This window comes from Burkholderia sp. 10_S31 (genome assembly GCF_056930375.1).
On record NZ_JBXOWK010000001.1, the window covers coordinates 1,482,751 to 1,500,916 of the forward strand.

Annotated in this window: 15 protein-coding genes; 13 read left to right on the forward strand and 2 right to left on the reverse strand. The window is 60.2% G+C overall.

Annotation, left to right across the window (positions count from 1 at the left end; translation table 11 throughout):
- The first annotated feature begins 12 nt into the window (after positions 1–12).
- The 5 genes from AC1Z3W_RS06720 to AC1Z3W_RS06740 all read left to right on the forward strand — a co-directional run bounded on the left by AC1Z3W_RS06720 (position 13) and on the right by AC1Z3W_RS06740 (position 4,753).
- On the forward strand, positions 13–822 hold the full coding sequence (locus AC1Z3W_RS06720; RefSeq protein ID WP_124614783.1) for a 2-keto-4-pentenoate hydratase: 810 nt from the start codon (positions 13–15) through the stop codon (positions 820–822).
- Positions 819–1,766 carry an acetaldehyde dehydrogenase (acetylating) gene (locus tag AC1Z3W_RS06725; protein WP_124614782.1) on the forward strand — a complete coding sequence of 316 codons (948 nt, stop codon included), beginning with the start codon at positions 819–821 and terminating at the stop codon, positions 1,764–1,766. The genes AC1Z3W_RS06720 and AC1Z3W_RS06725 overlap by 4 nt, the downstream gene beginning before the upstream one ends.
- 11 nt (positions 1,767–1,777) lie before the next feature.
- Complete coding sequence (dmpG, locus tag AC1Z3W_RS06730; protein WP_483507328.1) at positions 1,778–2,791, forward strand: 4-hydroxy-2-oxovalerate aldolase; 1,014 nt, start codon at positions 1,778–1,780, stop codon at positions 2,789–2,791.
- 134 nt (positions 2,792–2,925) lie between these two features.
- Entirely contained in the window at positions 2,926–3,972 is a 1,047-nt protein-coding gene (locus AC1Z3W_RS06735) for an amidohydrolase family protein (RefSeq protein ID WP_483507329.1), read from the forward strand.
- A gap of 55 nt (positions 3,973–4,027) precedes the next feature.
- Positions 4,028–4,753, forward strand: coding sequence for an OmpW/AlkL family protein (locus AC1Z3W_RS06740; RefSeq protein WP_124501098.1), 726 nt, complete (start codon positions 4,028–4,030; stop codon positions 4,751–4,753).
- Positions 4,754–4,798: 45 nt separating this feature from the next.
- On the opposite strand, the gene AC1Z3W_RS06745 is transcribed toward AC1Z3W_RS06740, so the two are convergent.
- Positions 4,799–5,545 (reverse strand): TetR/AcrR family transcriptional regulator, encoded by a 747-nt coding sequence (locus tag AC1Z3W_RS06745; protein WP_124832333.1) that lies wholly within the window; start codon positions 5,543–5,545, stop codon positions 4,799–4,801.
- Between the two features lie 162 nt (positions 5,546–5,707).
- On the opposite strand from AC1Z3W_RS06745, the gene AC1Z3W_RS06750 reads away from it, so the two are divergent.
- From AC1Z3W_RS06750 to AC1Z3W_RS06775, 6 genes are all read left to right on the forward strand, one after another.
- Complete coding sequence (locus AC1Z3W_RS06750) at positions 5,708–7,378, forward strand: bifunctional 3-(3-hydroxy-phenyl)propionate/3-hydroxycinnamic acid hydroxylase (RefSeq protein ID WP_483507844.1); 1,671 nt, start codon at positions 5,708–5,710, stop codon at positions 7,376–7,378.
- Between the two features lie 9 nt (positions 7,379–7,387).
- Positions 7,388–8,458: a VOC family protein gene (locus tag AC1Z3W_RS06755; RefSeq protein ID WP_483507330.1), complete on the forward strand. Its 1,071-nt coding sequence runs from the start codon at positions 7,388–7,390 to the stop codon at positions 8,456–8,458.
- A 35-nt stretch (positions 8,459–8,493) separates the two neighbouring features.
- Positions 8,494–9,450, forward strand: coding sequence for a fumarylacetoacetate hydrolase family protein (locus AC1Z3W_RS06760; protein ID WP_124501101.1), 957 nt, complete (start codon positions 8,494–8,496; stop codon positions 9,448–9,450).
- Positions 9,447–11,417 (forward strand): acyl-CoA synthetase, encoded by a 1,971-nt coding sequence (locus AC1Z3W_RS06765; protein WP_483507331.1) that lies wholly within the window; start codon positions 9,447–9,449, stop codon positions 11,415–11,417. The genes AC1Z3W_RS06760 and AC1Z3W_RS06765 overlap by 4 nt, the downstream gene beginning before the upstream one ends.
- A 143-nt stretch (positions 11,418–11,560) precedes the next feature.
- Positions 11,561–12,397 carry a response regulator gene (locus AC1Z3W_RS06770; RefSeq protein ID WP_483507332.1) on the forward strand — a complete coding sequence of 279 codons (837 nt, stop codon included), beginning with the start codon at positions 11,561–11,563 and terminating at the stop codon, positions 12,395–12,397.
- Between the two features lie 465 nt (positions 12,398–12,862).
- Positions 12,863–14,092 (forward strand): porin, encoded by a 1,230-nt coding sequence (locus AC1Z3W_RS06775; RefSeq protein WP_483507333.1) that lies wholly within the window; start codon positions 12,863–12,865, stop codon positions 14,090–14,092.
- A 127-nt stretch (positions 14,093–14,219) separates the two neighbouring features.
- Here the strand turns inward: AC1Z3W_RS06775 and AC1Z3W_RS06780 are convergent, their stop codons facing one another.
- A complete protein-coding gene (locus AC1Z3W_RS06780; RefSeq protein ID WP_124501105.1) occupies positions 14,220–15,041 on the reverse strand; it encodes a TetR/AcrR family transcriptional regulator in 822 nt (273 codons plus the stop codon).
- 202 nt (positions 15,042–15,243) lie between these two features.
- Between AC1Z3W_RS06780 and AC1Z3W_RS06785 the strand changes: the two genes are divergently transcribed.
- Positions 15,244–16,434, forward strand: coding sequence for an alpha/beta hydrolase (locus AC1Z3W_RS06785; protein WP_483507845.1), 1,191 nt, complete (start codon positions 15,244–15,246; stop codon positions 16,432–16,434).
- Between the two features lie 36 nt (positions 16,435–16,470).
- Positions 16,471–18,165, forward strand: coding sequence for an AMP-binding protein (locus tag AC1Z3W_RS06790; protein ID WP_260426745.1), 1,695 nt, complete (start codon positions 16,471–16,473; stop codon positions 18,163–18,165).
- The last annotated feature ends 1 nt before the right edge of the window (position 18,166 follow it).

The following is an 18,166-nucleotide window of genomic DNA, read 5'->3' on the forward strand; positions in this document are numbered from 1 at the left end:
GTTTCCCCTGCCATGTCTCATTCATTCGACCAAGCAGCCATCCAGGCGGCTGCGAACGCACTGCGTAATGCACGCGAAGCAAGTACGCCGATCGACCCGATCGCCGCGCGGTTCGGTATTGCCGGACTCGAAGCGGCGTATGCAGTCGCGGAACTCAATACAGCGGCCCGGGTTGCCGATGGCCGGAGAATCATCGGCAAGAAGGTTGGCCTGACGTCGGTTGCGGTACAGCAGCAATTACGGGTCGATCAGCCCGATTTCGGCGTGCTGTTCGATGACATGGAATATCTGGATGGCGACGAGGTGCCGCTGAGCCGACTGATGCAACCGAAGATCGAGGCGGAAGTGGCGTTCGTTGTCGGGCGGGACATAGCCGATGAAGCGCCGAGTTATGGGCAAGTGCTTTCGGCACTCGCCTATGCACTGCCTGCACTGGAAATCGTCGACAGCGCGATCTCGGATTGGCGCATCGCACTCGAGGATACCGTCGCCGACAACGCATCCTGCGGTCTCTACGTGCTCGGGAATCAGCCAGTCTCACTCGGAGGAATTTCCCTCGGGGAACTTGGCATGTCGATGACCCGCCACGGACAGACCGTTTCGACCGGAACGGGTGCAGCATGCCTTGGCCATCCGGTACGTGCAGTGTACTGGCTGGCCCGAATGATGTCGCGGCGCGGGCAAATCTTGCGCGAGGGCGATGTGATTCTGTCGGGTGCGCTGGGGCCGATGGTCCCAGTAGTTGCAGGAGACGCGATTCATGCGCAGATCGGTGCGCTGGGCAGCGTTAGCTGCCATATCGGACGAGGGCTGGATCGATGAGCAAGAAATTGAAAGTTGCCATTATCGGCAGCGGGAATATCGGCACCGATTTGATGATCAAGATTCTGCGCCATGGCGCCCATCTCGAGATGGGCGCCATGGTGGGGATCGACGCGGCATCGGACGGACTGCAGCGGGCGGCACGCCTGGGCGTTGCGACGACGCATGAGGGTGTCGAAGGGCTGACTCGCATGCCGGTTTTCAGCGAAATCGATATAGTTTTCGACGCGACGTCGGCCACGGCACATACGCATAACGATGCATTCCTGCGCACCGTCAAACCCGGCATTCGCGTCGTGGACTTGACTCCGGCGGCGATCGGGCCGTACTGCATTCCGGTTGTGAACGGAGAGCACCGGCTCGATGAGCTAAACGTCAACATGGTGACTTGCGGTGGTCAAGCCACCATTCCCATGGTCGCTGCGGTATCGCGGGTCGCGAAAGTGCACTACGGCGAGATCGTCGCATCCATCTCGAGCAAGAGCGCTGGACCGGGCACGCGTGCCAACATCGATGAATTCACCGAGACGACGTCACGGGCAATCGAAGTGGTCGGCGGTGCGGCCAAAGGGAAGGCAATCATCGTGCTCAATCCGGCCGAGCCGCCGCTGATGATGCGCGATACGGTATACACGCTCAGCGATTTTGCTGACGAACGGGAGATCGAAGACTCGGTGACGGCGATGGCGGAAGCTGTTCAGTCGTACGTTCCCGGGTATCGCCTGAAGCAACGTGTTCAGTTCGATCGCATTGAGGCAGACCGGCCAATCCGGATACCCGGCGTAGGCGAACGGATGGTCGGCCTCAAGACCTCGATTCTTCTCGAAGTGGAGGGGGCTGCGCACTACCTGCCGTCTTATGCAGGCAACCTCGACATCATGACGAGTGCAGCCAAGGCCACGGCAGAACGGGTCGCGGCCCGTCTAGTGGCCAATCAGCAATGAGTTCCGACCTGATGGACAAGAAGCTCTATATCTCGGACGTGACGTTGCGCGACGGCAGTCACGCAATTCGTCATCAGTATAGCCTCGCGCAAGCCAGACAGATCGCCGCGGCGCTCGATACGGCCGGTGTAGATTCGATCGAAGTCGCGCATGGAGACGGACTCCAAGGCGGCAGCTTCAATTACGGGTTCGGCGCGCATACCGACGTTGAATGGATTGACGCCGTGGCAAGTGTCGTCACGCATGCGAAGGTCGCGACACTGCTGTTACCAGGAATCGGCACCGTACACGACCTGAGAGCCGCATACGATGCCGGTGCGCGAATCGTTCGTGTCGCCACCCACTGCACCGAAGCCGATATTTCCCGTCAGCATATCGAGTATGCGCGGGAACTCGGGATGGAGGCCGTGGGCTTCCTCATGATGAGCCACATGCAGGCGCCCCGAGCGCTGGCCGAGCAGGCAAGGCTGATGGAGAGCTATGGCGCGACCTGCTGTTACGTGGTGGATTCCGGTGGCGCGATGAACATGAATGACATCCGCGACCGGATGCGGGCATTCAAGGACACGCTGAAGCCGGAAACGCAGACGGGCATCCACGCGCATCACAACTTGAGCCTCGGTGTCGCGAATTCGATTGTCGCGGTGGAAGAGGGCTGCGATCGGATCGATGCAAGCCTCGCTGGCATGGGCGCTGGCGCCGGAAATGCACCGCTTGAGGTATTCGTCGCGGCCGCAACCCGTCTCGGTTGGCGGCATGGCGCCGACATCTACCGTCTGATGGACGCGGCGGATGACATCGTGCGACCGCTCCAGGATCGTCCGGTGCGCGTGGATCGCGAGACGCTCGCACTGGGCTACGCCGGCGTGTATTCGAGCTTCCTGCGCCACGCGGAACGGGCCGCGGCGAAGTACGGCCTCAAAACAGTGGACATACTCGTCGAACTCGGCCGCCGCGGAATGGTCGGCGGCCAAGAGGACATGATCGTTGACGTCGCACTGGATCTTTCGAGGGAATCCGTTTAGCGGCATAGGTTCATGCAGCCCGCTCATATGGGCGGCGCGATCGGACAGGCGCGCGCCAACGATCGATCGTGAACACACGAAGCATCGAAATTGATTCGGAGTGCGTATCTAATGGTAAATAATTGGAGAATCAGATGAACCGTATCGATGTTCATCACCACTTCGTGCCACCGGTCTATCAGGCAGCCATGTCCAGGCATGGCCTGAAAAAGGTTGCGGGCGCCGAGTTGCCGGCATGGAGCGAACATGCGTCTCTGGACGTGATGGATGCGAACGCGATTCGGGTCGCATTGCTGTCGATCTCGGCACCGGGTGTCTATTTCGGAAACCTTGAAGATGCATGTTCGCTTGCTCGTGCGTGCAATGAATACGCGGCTGAATTGCGCGAGCGGCACCCCGATCGTTTTGGTTCATTTGCCGTGCTGCCGATGCCATTCACCGAGCACGCATGCAAAGAGGCCATCCATGCGCTCGACGTGCTGAAAGCAGATGGCGTGGTCCTGCTCGGCAGTACGGAAGGCCGGTTCTTGGGCTCGCCCGAATTCGACGAGTTGATGGCGGAGCTCGACAGCCGGCGTGCAGTCGTGTTCGTGCATCCGAACTTGCACCGGTCGAGCGAGGAGCTCGGACTGATCGCGCCTGGTTTTCTGATCGAGTTCCTGTGCGACACGACACGGGCGGCGCTGAACCTGATCCTGACCGGGACGATCGAACGTTACCCGAATATCCGCTGGATTCTCGCGCACGCGGGCGGCTTTCTTCCGTACGTCGCGTGGAGACTCTCGCTCGCCAATCTGCTTCCAGAGTTCGTATCGGGTATGCCGGCCGGGATGCTGACCTACATCCGTCGATTCCATTTCGATACCGCGCTTTCACCCGCTGAGTTTCCGCAGGCGGCGCTGCGTGAACTGGTCGGCCCGTCGCAAATCCTGTTCGGAAGCGACTTCCCGTTTGCGCCCGCACCGGCGACGGCAATGCAATGCGCAGCCCTTGAGCGCTCTCCCATCTGGCATGCCGACGCGCGTTTGGAGATCGATTCCGGAAATGCGCTTCGGTTGTTTTCCCGCCTGGGTGGAACGGTTGCCGGCGCGCCGACGCGCGAGGTCGGGCCACTGATATCACTGAGGCGGGCCGCCGTTGGCGCGAGCGTCCGACTGATCGACCGGCTCAGGAATCGCTGAGCGCTGTCGGCCCCACAAAAACAGAAGCACCCTTATTACAACATTCGGAGACGTCATGAAGCGTACGAGCGCGGCAATTCTCTTGTCGATCGCGGCTATTCCCGCAGCACATGCGCAATCGGCAGGGCAATGGATGATTAATGCCGGCTGGCTGCACCTTGCCCCCCAGGATTCCAGTCAGCCGATGACGGTCAATGCGCTCGGTCACTCGAGCACGGTCGCGGGAAGCGGCGCCAGCGTGTCGGATGCCGATACGCCCGCCTTCACGGCAACCTATTTCATCACGGATCATATTGCGCTAGAGACGATACTGGGTGTTCCGCCGAAGCTGCATCTCAACGGTACCGGGACGCTCGCGGGACTCGGAGAGCTCGGGACGGCACACGCGTGGAGCCCAACGATCCTTGCACAATACCATTTTGGTGAACCGTCAGCACGTTTCCGGCCCTATGTCGGCGCGGGTGGAGCGTACGTCTGGTTCAAGGGCATCGACTTGAGCAATCAGGTTGCAACCGGCCAATTCCTCTATTCGCCGACGCTCGGCACGCGCCTTGAAGGACCGACTTCTGTCTCGCTCAGTAAGTCGTTTGCGCCGATAGTCAATGCAGGGCTGACGTACAACATCGATTCGCACTGGTCAGTCGGCGTGTCGGCTGCATACGTGTGGCTGTCCACAAAAGCTACGCTCACGACACGTTCCCCGGTCGGTACCGTCACGAGCACGACGAAAGTGAAGATCAATCCGATCATCACTTTCGTGTCGCTTGGCTATCGCTTCTGACAGAAGCCCTGCGTTTGAGGGAACATCCGCGCTCTGGCGAGCTTTTTACTCGGGTGCGGACTCCACTGCCACGTTTGGCAGCGGCAGATTCGCAATTTGAACCGCCTCGTCACGCGAAATACCTAGCGTCTGCAGCACCGCTGCTGCAGCGCGTTCCGCGAATCGATCCCTGCTGTAGCCGATCGCTGCGAGTATGTCCGGGGCCGATTCGTCGCCCGCGCCGAAATTCAGTTCGGCGGCAATTGCCACAAGCACCGTTCCGCCGACCGAAACGAGTGCCATCAATGGATCGTCCACGCCGAAGCGGCCTGCGTGGATTCCCTTTTGCAGATCACGCTCGAGTCGGGGGCCTAAACCTCGTGTCAGTATTCGGGCAGACAAGCCCTCGCGGATCAGGAAACGCCCCCAGACCCGCTCGCGCCGCGCGCGCAGAAGCGTGTGCCGGACGGACACAGCAATCACTTCTGCTGGATCGGTCAGGTTGGCACCGAGACGATCCAGCGTATCGGCGAATTCGTCGAACACCCACTCGGACAATGCAGCGTGAATCGCTTCCTTTGATTCGAAGTGGTTATAGAAGGAGCCGAACCCGACGTCTGCCGCTTCGGTGATTTCATTGATCGCCACGCCCTCCATGCCTTTTTCCGCCATCAGCCGCAGTGCGGCTTCAAGTAGCCGCAACCGAGTTTCGCGTTTGCGCCGCGCGCCGCGAGGTTCGCGTGCCGGGGGGGATTTGTCGGCCGTGACCTCAGCAGGCGAGGTGCCGGTCTTCCGGGATAAAGCATTCGACATAGGGTATTCCGCCAGATTGGATCTGGTTTGGAGTATACGTTCAAACATCATAATTGACAAAATTATCAACTATGACTTTAATGTCATGTAAGCGGCGAATCACTGTCGCGGTCTGTGTCGAACGGAGACGGAGCGATGGTGGCAGTGGGTTCAGCAATCGGGATGGGGCGGGACGGTGGCGACGTCGGCACGGCGGGTGCGGGGGCTTGTGCGCTACCGTCGAGCGTCGATGTGTTGGTCGTGGGATGCGGGCCCGTGGGCGCGACGATCGCTAACCTGCTGGGGCGCGATGGCGTACGCGTGCTGGTGATCGACAAGGCCACGGGGATATTCACGGCGCCGCGCGCGATCGCGCTGGACAACGAGGCGCTGCGCATTCTGCAGCTCGCCGGAGTCGCCGATACCGACTTCGAGACCGTTGCAATCCCGTACGTGCGCATGAGGTCGCCTTGGCTCGGCGAATTCGGGCGAGTCAACACGCTCGGCAGTCTCGACGGCCACCCAAAGCTGGTCACCTTCTACCAGCCCGATCTCGAGCGTTGTCTGCGAGCGCGGCTCGCCGCCTGCGATACGGTGCAGACTGCATTCGGTACGACGCTCGCCGGGCTCGATCAGCAGCGCGACCATGTCGTTGCGGTGCTGGAAACTGCGGAGTCGAATCGTCATCACGTGCGCGCACGCTACGTCGTCGGTGTTGATGGCGCGAGCTCGCTCGTACGGCAACTAATCGGCCAGGCGTTCGACGGCAAGACGTTCGCGGAAGACTGGCTGATCGTCGATGCGCGCCACGTGCGCAAGCCGATCGATCACGTCGAATTCATCTGCGATCACCGTCGGCCGACGCCGCATATGACGGCGCCCGGAGCGCGCGAGCGCTGGGAATTCATGCTGCGTCCCGGTGAAAAGCGTGCCGAGATGGAGTCCGATACCCGTATTCGCGAATTGCTCGCCCCATGGGGCGGCCTTGACGACATGGAGATCGAGCGCAAGGCCGTCTATCGCTTCCACGCCAGGACGGTAAAGGCATTCAGCCAGGGGCGCGTGTTTCTTGCCGGCGACGCCGCGCATATCACGCCGCCGTTTGTCGGGCAGGGGCTCGTTGCGGGCTTGCGCGACGCCGCGAACCTGTGCTGGAAGCTCGCATCGGTGATTCAGGGACGTGCCGCGCCACGCATTCTCGATACGTACGATCAGGAGCGGCGTCCACACGTGACGGCGATGATCGGCCTCGCGAAATTGATGGGCAAGCTGGTGATGCCGCGCAACGTGGGCGTCGCGTTGGCGACGCATGGCCTGATGCGGCTGATGCGGCTCGTACCGCCACTGCGTGTGCATTTCGACGAACTCGGCATCAAGCCGAAGAACGCATTTCGTCGCGGCCTGTTCGTTCCCGGTCGTTCGAAAACGCGACTCGCGCGGGGCGCGGTGCTTCCCCAGGGCTGGGTGCGGGGTCGCGATGGCGACCTTAGGCTGAGCGACGATGCGTTCGGCGCGCGTGTCGTGCTGATCGGGTTCGGCGCCGACGTGGGTGCCATGCTTGATCCGGCGGTGCTTACGGCGTTGAAGGCCGCGGGCGGCGCGGTCGTCCAGATCGCGCATCGAGGGCAGCGCTTGCATCGCGCTGAACGGTGTTGTTGGGAGGATCTTGAAGGGGTCTTCATGCCGCGCGCGGTGCCATTTGGCTGGGCGACGGTGGTGCGACCCGACAAGACGATCCTGCACGACGGTCCCGCGTCCGACGCGAACCGCATCGTACGCGAGGCGCTGTCGCTGATCGGCGCACCGACCGGTGTATCGGCCTCGTCCATTCCGTCCACCCGTCCGTCCGCCTGAGGGTTACGCATGAAGCTCACGACCGCACAACCGGCTCGCCATTCGAATCCGACGACCAAGGCGTCGGCACTGGCCTACCTGTTGTTTGAACGTCCCGATCTCGACCGAGCCGAGAAATTTCTGAACGACTTCGGGCTGCGCACCGTATCGCGGGACAGCGAGTGGATCTTTCTCAGGGGCACCGCGGCGACACCGTTCTGCTATGCGGTGCGATGGGCCGAGAAGCCGCGCTTCGTCGGCTTCGGTCTCGAAGTCGACGGATTGTCGGCGCTCGAAAGGCTGGCATGCGTGCCGGGTGCGTCTGGTATCGAGCGGGCATTGTGGCCGGGTGGTGGCTATCGCGTGCAGCTCGCCGATCCGTCGGGGTTTCGTGTCGACGCGGTCGCCGGACGGGCGTTCGCGGGCGCTTTGTCGCACCGCCCGCCGCTTGCGGTGAATTCCGTGGATGCCGCCGTGCGGATCAATAAGACGCAGCGCCCTCCCGCTGGCCCATCCGAAGTAATTCGCCTTGGGCACGTGGTGCTCGAGCTAGCGGATTTCCAGGCCACATGTGCGTGGTATACGCACCACTTCGGCTTCATTCCGAGCGACGTGCAGGTGCTGCCGGACGGGTCGCCGGCTGTCACCTTCATGCGGCTCGACCTCGGCGCACGACCTGCCGATCACCATACGCTTGCGCTCGCTCAGGGGTTCGCGCCGTTGTACAGCCACAGTGCGTTCGAGTTGGTGGACGCAGACGCGATCGGCGGTGGTCAACGCGTGCTGCGGGAGAGCGGCTGGGAACATGCATGGGGAATCGGCCGGCACATTCTTGGCAGCCAGATATTCGATTACTGGCAGGACCCCTGGGGCGACAAGCACGAACACTATTGTGACGGCGACCTGTTTACGGCCGAAATGCCGATGGGTATCCATGCAGTCAGCCGGGAGGCAATGGCGCAGTGGGGGCCTGCGATGCCACGCAGCTTCACGAAGCCGAAGCTGACGCCGTCAAGCATCGCGGCGCTCGTGCGCAATCTGCGCCGAAGCCCCGATTTGACATTCGCGAAATTGCGCACTCTCGCAAAGCTCTTCGCGTGACATTCGATTTCAGACATATTGAGCGAGGCGTTTTCATGGCACTGCATGTTTTACATTACCTGCACGAAGGTCGTGCACGTTGGGGCGTGGTGAGGAGTGGCTGGATCACTCCAATACCAGGCGCGTTCGAGACGACGGCGGCGTTCGTGCGCGCATGCCGCATCGACGATCTGGCTCGCCTGAGTGGTGAAACGATCGCCGAGGCTGACGTCGAGTGGCTGTCGCCCGTCACGCGCAACCAGCAGTTCGTCTGCCAGGGTGCGAACTACCGGCAACACATGATCGAGTCCGGGATGGATCCGGACGTGAAGGCGTTCAATATGATCTTCACGAAAGCGCCCGGCTGTATCGTGCCGGCGAACGCGGACGTGGTGCGGCCGGTGCACGTGCGTTTTCTCGACTACGAGATCGAGCTGGGGCTCGTCCTCAGGCGCGACATCACGTCACGCGAAAAGATTGCCGCCAGCAATCTGCATGAGTACGTCGCCGGCGCCGTTATCGTCAACGACTATTCGGCACGCGACGTCCAGATTCCGCAAATGCAGTTCTACAAAGGCAAAAGTTATCGGACCTTCGGCCCGGTCGGTCCGTATCTGTGCCTGCTCGACGCGCGCGATATGGCGCAATTGCGCAACCTGGAGCTGACTCTGAGCGTCAATGGAGAGGTGCGCCAGAACGATTCGACCGCAAATCTCGTCTATGGTCCGGCCGAGACGCTTGCTGAACTGTCCGGCCTTCACGATTTGCACGCCGGCGATCTGCTCGCGACCGGAACGCCGTCGGGGTGCGCACTCAGCATCCCGTCGCCGGCAAAGCAGCGGGTCGCGGCACTGCTGCCCGAGCCGATGAAATGGCGAATGTTCACGAAGGTGCAGGCCGGCAGGCGCCAGTACCTCAAGCCGGGTGATCTGGTGGAAGCACGGATTGCGAGCCACGACGGTTCGATCGACCTCGGTGTACAACGCAACCGTGTCGTCGACGAGGTCGCATGAACCCGATCGCTACCGAAGCCGACGTCATTGCGATCGAAACGCAGGGGCCACCGGCCGATCTGCCTGCCAGCACCTACGAGATGATCCGTCAGGGGGCGGCGATCGATCCGTCTGCGCCGGCGTTGTCGTTCTTTCTGCGTACGGCCGACCATCGCAAGCCGTTGCGCTGGACCTATGCGGAACTGCTGCGCGACATCACGCGAACCGCGAACCTGTTCGCGCGTCTCGACATCGATCGCCAGTCGGTCGTGGCCTACGTGCTGCCGAATCTGCCGGAAACGCATTTCGTGATCTGGGGCGGCGAGGCCGCAGGCATCGTCTGTGCGATCAACCCATTGCTGGAAGGGGCCGCGATCGCATCGCTGCTGAACGCCGCCGGCGCCCGGGTACTGGTTACGCTGGCGCCGTTCCCGGGCACGGACCTTTGGCCGAAGATCCAGCCAGTGCTGGAGCAGGTGCCGTCGTTGCGGCATCTGTTGCTCGTCGATCTCGCGGGGCAGGTGCGAGGCTGGCGCGGTATTGCCGCACGAGTCATGCAGCGCCGCGAATGTCGGCGACTTCACGGGCGCAACGATGTGCGCGGTGCCGTGCCAGCACACATCGAGATTCACGATTTCGCGACGTCGATTGCTCGAGAATCGGGCGCGTCGCTGGGGAGCCGTCGCGAATTTGATGCGAACGACTTGTCATCGTTCTTCTGCACCGGCGGGACGACGGGTTTGCCGAAGATCGCGATGCGGCGACACGGTAACGAGGTTGCCAATGCATGGAGCATGGGGCAGGTCCTGGGTACCGGTATCGGCCCCGGCAAGACGCTGTTTTGCGGTCTACCGCTGTTTCACGTGAACGCGGCGATGGTCACGGGGCTCGTCCCTTTCTCGCGTGGCGCTCATGTCGTGCTCGGCACGCCGCAAGGTTATCGCGGCGATGGTGTGATCTCCCGCTTCTGGGAAATCGTCGAGCATCACCGGATCAACTTCTTCAGCGCCGTGCCGACGCTGTATTCGACGCTGCTCGACGTGCCGGTCGAGGGCCGCAACATTCGTTCGCTGGAGTACGGGTTATGCGGCGCGGCGCCGATGCCTGTCGAGGTGTTTCGCACGTTCCAGGCGCGTACTGGTGTGCGCGTCCTTGAAGGCTACGGGCTGACCGAGGGCGCGTGCGTCAGCAGCGTCAACCCGCCGGCCGGAGAACGCCGGCTCGGGTCGATCGGCCTGCGGATTCCGGGCCAAGCGATGAAAGCCGTGATCGTGGATGACCGCGGCGCTTACGTACGGGACTGCGCGGAAGGCGAGACCGGGCTGCTGTTGATCTCGGGGCCGAACGTATTTGCCGGTTATACGCAACCCGCACAAAACGAAGGCCTATGGCTCGACCTCGGCGACGGTGCGCGCTGGCTCAATACAGGCGATCTGGCGCGGCGCGATGCAGAAGGCTATTTCTGGATGACTGGACGGCGAAAGGAACTAATCATTCGCGGCGGCCACAACATCGATCCAGCCACGATCGAGGAGCCGCTGCATCGCCACCCCGCCGTGCAGATCGCGGCGGCGGTCGGGAGGCCAGACACTCACGCGGGGGAATTGCCGGTCGCCTACGTGCAATTGAAGGCGGGTATGCGCGCAACCGAGGACGAACTGGTTGCTTTCATGCGGGAATCCATCGGCGAACGGGCAGCGTTGCCCAAACGCATCCATATCGTCGATGCAATACCGCTAACGGCTGTAGGTAAGACTTTCAAGCCGGAGTTGAAGCGACGCGAGACTCTCGACGCCGTCCGGGATGCGCTAGCCGCAAATGGGATCAATCCCGTAGAGCTGAGTATTAGCGAAGATGGCTCGCTATGTCTCTCTCTATTTGAAGAATCGAACGCTGGACAGACGAAATCGATTCTCGGACGCTTCCCGTTTCTTTTTTCGATAACTGCGGCTGGGTCAGGCGTGGATCTGACGAGTAGGACCGAATGATGCCGGCCGCCTTTCGCTGCACCGGCCGTTTCTAGTTGGAGGTCGGTGAGGCGATTAGGCGGGCCTGACGGAAGCCGATAGCACGTCCCGTTTCAGGGCGCCGGCGACCGCTATAACTGTTTTTCCACGCCCGTTGGCAAACCATGTCATCACAATGGTCAATCTCACTTCGCTCGGTGATGGACCTCAGCGGAGCACACGTCCTTATCGTCGACGATCGTCCGAGCGACTTGCGGCTCCTGATCGAACTCTTGCGAGTTACCCGTTGCCGGATCAGTGTCGCCTTTGATGGTTCACAGGCCTATCACCGTGCGCAGGCAGTCTCGCCGGACCTGATACTGATGGATGTCCGCATGCCCCGGATGGACGGCTTCGCCGTCTGCCGATTGTTGGCCTCGACGCCGTCGACGCAGACTATTCCAGTTGTAATTCTGACCGCCGCGGGTGCGCTCGAGGACCGTCTTGCCGGGCTTGAAACGGGAGCAATCGACTACATCGTAAAGCCGTTCGAGCCGGCAGAGGTCATCGTTCGAATTCGAAATCATATTAAGCGCTCCAGTCGCGATCGGCAGCCTCGAAACGTGCCCGAACTACCGGATAATCCGGACTCCAATTTGGTACGCGCTGCAATCGGAATCCTACTGCATGATTTGCGTAAGTCACCAGCTCTTGACGAACTGGCACACCTCGTCGGCACCCACGAAAAGCGCTTGTCCCGGATTTTTCGCGATTGCTTGGGGCAGACGGTATTCGAGTATTTGCGCGAGACTCGATTGCGCACCGCTATGCACCTTCTTTCGACGACATCGATGAGTATCTCGGATGTAGCCGACGAGATTGGCTTCTCGAGCGCGGCCAATTTTGCCACCGCATTTCGGGAACAACTTGGCGTTAGCCCATCGCGTTGGCGGAAGAGACACCTTGGGCAGGATTGTGGCGGAACAAGCGACGAAATGCGGGTGGGCAAGGACTCAAAGTAGTAGCCCCGGAACACCGGCGAGCATGCGTCTTGTCCGACCGCACACGCCTGTTGCTTTACGCGCTGCTTGCCATCGACAAGAGTAGGGGGCGAGCGCGACTGCGATCTGCGCGGACCGCCAGTCGGGTCTGTGAGGCCGGCCGCAAACGTTACCGGTACTGCCGCGATGCGATCACCGCCGTGCTGAGCACATAACGAGAGCGATCCGGCCAGATCTGTCCGATGGTCGCCTCGTAACGAATTCATTGTCTTCGCAAGTCGATCCGGGGCGGACTCGCGTTATTGTTTCGCCGGCGCGGGGTAAACGCTGATGAGAAAGCTGCCGTACATTTATTGACACCCCTCACAAATCTGCTAAATTTTCCCCATAAATTGATGGTGTATCAATTGTGTCGGGCGTAGCGGAGGTGTGCGCTGGGTCCGCATGAATAATTTATAAGTACAACTACCTAATGGAGACGCCCCAATGAAATGGACATGTTCCGCGGCATGCTCGGCCGCTGCGATTCTTGCTGTGCCTGCGTACGCCCAGAGTACCGTTACGCTCTATGGAATCGTCGACGTCGGCGTGACCTACGCGAATAACGCGCAGACCTCAAAGATCGACGGGAAGCCGCACGGTGCCTCACAGTTTGCGTTGAGTGACGCCCATACTACCGGTCTCAGCGGTAGCCGCTGGGGCCTCAAGGGCGTCGAGGACCTGGGTGGTGGCTGGAAGGCGATTTTCAATGTGGAGAACGGGTTCATGGCGAACACCGGTGCATTGGCTCAGGGCGGAGCGGAGTTTGGACGCCAGGCTTGGGTAGGACTGGCCAGCCCTTGGGGCACGGTCACTGCGGGCCGTCAGTACGATCCGTTGGTGGATTATGTGCAACAGTTCGCTGCGTCGGGTGCATTCGCTGGATACATGGGTTCTCATCCGGACGATCTCGACAACCTGACGAATACGAACCGCATCAACAATTCTGTGAAGTTCGCCTCGGCGTCCTACGGCGGCTTCAGGGCCAGCGCCCTCTATAGTTTTGGTGGTGTGCCAGGGAGTCAGGCACAGAACCAGATATGGGGGCTCGGCGCCGGGTACACCGGAGAGCGTTTCGTCATGGGACTCGGGTACCTCAACGCGCGCGATCCGAATGTATCGTTTTACGGCAACACTCCGAATAAAGGCACCGCTGCGGCGAACAACATCGGTTCCGGAGGTAGCTCAACAGCACCCGAGTCCAATCCTGTCTATGCTGGCTATGCATCTGCCAAGACGCTGCAGATCTTCGGGGCGGGAGCCTCTTATACGCTCAAAGACACGACGCTTTCTCTGGTTGGTACGAACGTTCGATTTGGCTCGCTGGGATCGTCGTCGGGGCCCAATCCGTTGGGTTATACCGGGGACGCTGTATTTACGAGTGTCGATCTCAACGTTCGATATCGTGCATCACCGATGCTCCAACTCGGCGCAGGCGTTGACTACACGCATCGGAACGCGGTGAAGGGCGACCAGGGGGCAAAATACTTGCAGCTGGATCTTGGCGTAGATTACAGCCTTTCGAAACGCACGGATTTGTATGCATTGGCGGTACTTCAACGTGCGATGGGTCATGATTCGCTCGGACAACCCGCCGTCGCATCAATTGCTGGCTTCAGTCCGTCGGCGACGGATAAACAGATCGGCGTTCGGCTCGGCATCCGGCACAAGTTTTGATGTCGCCGCCAAGCTGAGGTAACGTGTGGCGCCGCTCTATAGAGATGGCAATCGTACGGCGCCACACTTCCAAATAGCAACAAGCCTCGAATCGGTGCGGAGCAACCGGCTGGAATCGATGGGGCGATCAGTTGTTATTTGCCACGCGCTTTCGCCGTGACGTGCGCGGAAGGGAAGACTCCAGCGCTTCTCCATGTGATCGGGGCCACTGTTCGAATCCATCCAGCAGCAGCCGCAGGCCCTCATCAAATGCGCAGTCGGCGCTGAGCTTCGAGAAAGCCGACCCAACCAGCTTGGCTGCTGGATATCGATCGTCCGAGGCGGCTTCAAACTTGTCGCGTATGTAGTCCGAGTGCTCGGCGGGGCTCTGTCGCCCCGCAGCTGCCACGCTTGAAGACAAGAGGTATTGAGCAAGCAAATGGTACGCGAGCGCGGTCTTTTCCGCAGTGAAACCACCCTGCAGAAATGCCGAGGTCGTGTGATTGAACAGCGCCAGGCCGTAGTCCGTCTCGCCTGGTCCGACAGCCTGGAAAAGCCTGAAACGATTGTGCGATGCGATATAGAGGCTGACACCCGGCATTTCACGCGCGAACGCATACGAGATCCGGGCGATTTTCTCGACGTCCGGGCGCCAGTCTCCGGTTAACGCCGGCAACGCTTCAAGCCGTTGACGATAGTAACCGTTCAGTACCCCGGAGATCAGGTCGTCGCGGCTGCCAAGGTAATAATGGATCAGGCCCGGCGCGACGCCAAATTCCTTTGAGAGCTGCACCATCGAAACCTGGTCAAGAGGCATCGACCGAGCCATCTCGCTGGCGCGCTCGATGATCACTTTCCGGGACAGCAGTGGCTCGGTACCGATCGCTGATGCCGTCTTAGGCGGCCGGCCTCGCCGTCGCGGGACGGTTTCGCCGGCGGATTCGGTTTTGTTTCGGGGTGCATCCGTCATGGTCAGCGCGATGGTTCGTGTGGGGACCGAAAGTTGTTGCGGGAAAGTACCGACAGTCTACCTCCAAAATATAATTGACACCATCTCAATATATTTCTACTCTTCGATCAAGTGCTTGAACCGATCAGGAGACGAAGTGGCTGATATTGAAAAGGCGATCGTGACCGCAGGGCTGCGGGGTGCTAACTGGGACCCGGCCCTTATGACGCGCCCATATAAAGTGGTCCCGTATGCACTGCAGACTGCAGACGGTCAGAAGACGCTGGGATTCCTTTTTACGCGGACAGGCGAGGAGCGGACCGTTGTCTCGATCATGCATCCGAGAGAAATGTCCGTGACGCACTATCTCGTTCCGTCCGTGCTCGATGCGGAGTGCGCCTGCTGGGTACAGGGCCCCCGATCCATCGGCAACGATTTGCGGCTGGAGCACGAAATTGCGCTGTTGGACGTTGCAGCTGGCATGACCCACTTGCGCTCGCTGGAATTCGAAAACATCGTTCTGCTTGGAAATTCTGGTGGCGGTGCCCTCTACGCGTTCTATCATCAGCAGTCGCGTCTGGCTCCCGAACAGCGCATCAAGCGCACTCCAGGGGGGCGGGTGACTGGCCTTGGTGGCGTCGTGATGCCGACAGCGGACGGGATGATTCTGGTTTCTCCGCATCCTGGACAGGGGGTGATTCTCCTGAATAGCGTCGATCCGAGTGTGATCGACGAAAACGATCCTATGTCCGTCGATCCGGCACTTGATCCGTTCAGTGCAGATAACGGCTATGACGCGGAAGCCAGAACAGCGCGCTATTCTCGCGAATTTTCGACGCGATACAGGACGGCGCAACTTGCGAGAGTGCAGCGCCTAGACGTGCATGCGCGGGCTTTGCTCGCGCGGAAGCAGGATGCGCGCAAGCGTGTCAAGGAAGGGGGCGGGACCGCTATCGATCACCGAGTTGCGGGTTATGCCCCGATATTCCAGGTATGGCGCACCGACGCTGATCTTCGTGCCTGGGATACGTCGATAGACCCATCGGACAGAAAGGCAGGCTCTCTGTGGGGCAACGATCCATTCACATCGAACTGGGGCAGCGTCGCATTTGGACGTGTAGTCACTCCGGAATCGTGGTTGTCCACATGGTCCGGCCTGACGAGTAACGCATCATTCGCGAAGTGTGCGTCCGCGATCGATGTGCCGACGCTTTTGCTGGAGTACTCGGGTGATCAGTGTGCTTTCCCAGAGGATTTCGAATGCATCTACAACGACATAGCGTCGAAAAATAAGACGCGAATCAAGGTTCGTGGAAACCACCATGGCATGGCTTTGAGCAAGGACGAGCCTTCCGGCCGACGGGTCGCGGGTGAGCATATCGCTGAGTGGCTGGGTGCACGCTTCACCGTTTGAGCATTGCACCACCACAGTTACAAGATGGAGACACAGTTGAACGAAAGAGAGTTCAGGCCCAAGCGAGCTTTGCCGGGCGTCCGTTATCCCGACATCGAACGATTGGCCCGCTACGTCGATGCCGGCGTCCTTCAAAAGCAATCGTTGCGTGCCGCGCTTTGTGAGTCCTTTCGCGAGCATGCCGGGCGAAAAATTCTGGTCGGCCCAGAGGGCGAGTTCACCTACGAGGAGTTTGATGAACTTACCGACCGGTTTGGCGCGGCGCTGTTGCGCGAAGGCGCACGGCCGCTTGATCCTGTCATCTTGCAGTGCGGAAACTGCAACGAACTCCTCATCGCGTTTGTCGGTTGCCTCAAGGCAACGCTAATCCCTCTTTGTGCGCTTCAGGCGTTTCGTAAGCACGAGATTTCCTATCTCGGCAATCTCTGCGAAGCAGTCGTACATGTCGTACAAGGTGACGATGCAAGATTCGACGACGTCGCTTTCGGCGAGGAAATGTGCGATTACGTCCCTTCTCTGAAAATCCTCATTCAGGCCCGTGGGACCCCACGTGGCAGTGCGAACACGTTGTGGTCGCTGATTGACAGCATCGGCACGAACGACGCACGGTCCGTGCTGGCTGATGTCGAGGACGATCCGTTTCAAGTCGCGGTGTATCAGTTGTCGGGAGGCACTACTGGTGTCCCGAAGATAATTCCGCGTTTTCAGAACGAGTACTTGCTGAATATGCGGGCGGTCGCAAGCCGAAACGGCTACCACCGTGACGATGTCCTTTTCATGCCCACGCCGTTCATGCACAACATGAACATGGTCTGTTTCTTTGGGCCAATGATGTTGAACGGTGCGGCCGTGACGGTATGTCCAGACATCAGGCAGGAAACGCTCTGCGACGTAATCGAGCGCTACAGCCCTACCTGGTTTGGCCTTGCCGGTCCGATCTTTTCTCGGGTCGCGGACCAAATGCGGAGGGCATCTGTAGAGGAGAAGCAGCGTCGCAAGCTAATCGGCCCAAAGAATGCAGCGCGTTTGCGAGATGCGCTCGGCTCCCCTTGCTACCACATCTTTGGGATGACCGAAGGAGTGATCATGTTCGCTCATCCTAGTGACCCGCAGCGCATCCTCGACGAGTCGGTCGGTCGACCGGTGTCGGAATATGACGAGGTCCGGATTGTTGAGCCGGGAACAGAAATTGACGTTGATGACGGAGAGGTTGGGGAAGCGTTGTTCCGCGGACCATATACGATCCGCGGATATTTCAAGTCTGAAAGGGAAGACGTTCATCGCTTTACCACTGACGGCTATTACCGATCAGGTGATTTGATGATGGCCGAAGTGATCGACGGCAAGCGCTATTTCTTCTTCCGCGGACGGACGAAAGACGTCGTCGACAGAGGCGGCGAGAAAATCAACGCCGAGGAACTCGAGAATCTCATCAATGCGTGCCCGCGTGTGCATGCCTCCGCAGTTGTCGGAATGCCAGATCCGGTTTATGGCGAAAAGGTGTGCGCGTTCATCGTACCTAAGCCCGGAGTTGAGCCCATCACGCTATCCGAGTTGACCGAATACCTCGATGCCGCGGGTCTAGCCAAATTCAAATGGCCGGAGCGCGTGGAAATCATCCACGAATTTCCCGTCACCGCATCCGGGAAGCTGAGCAAGGCTCTGCTCCGAAAGTGCATTACCGAGCGCCTCAACGAAGAGCGTGCATCAACAACTGCTACCCAAGGCTAAA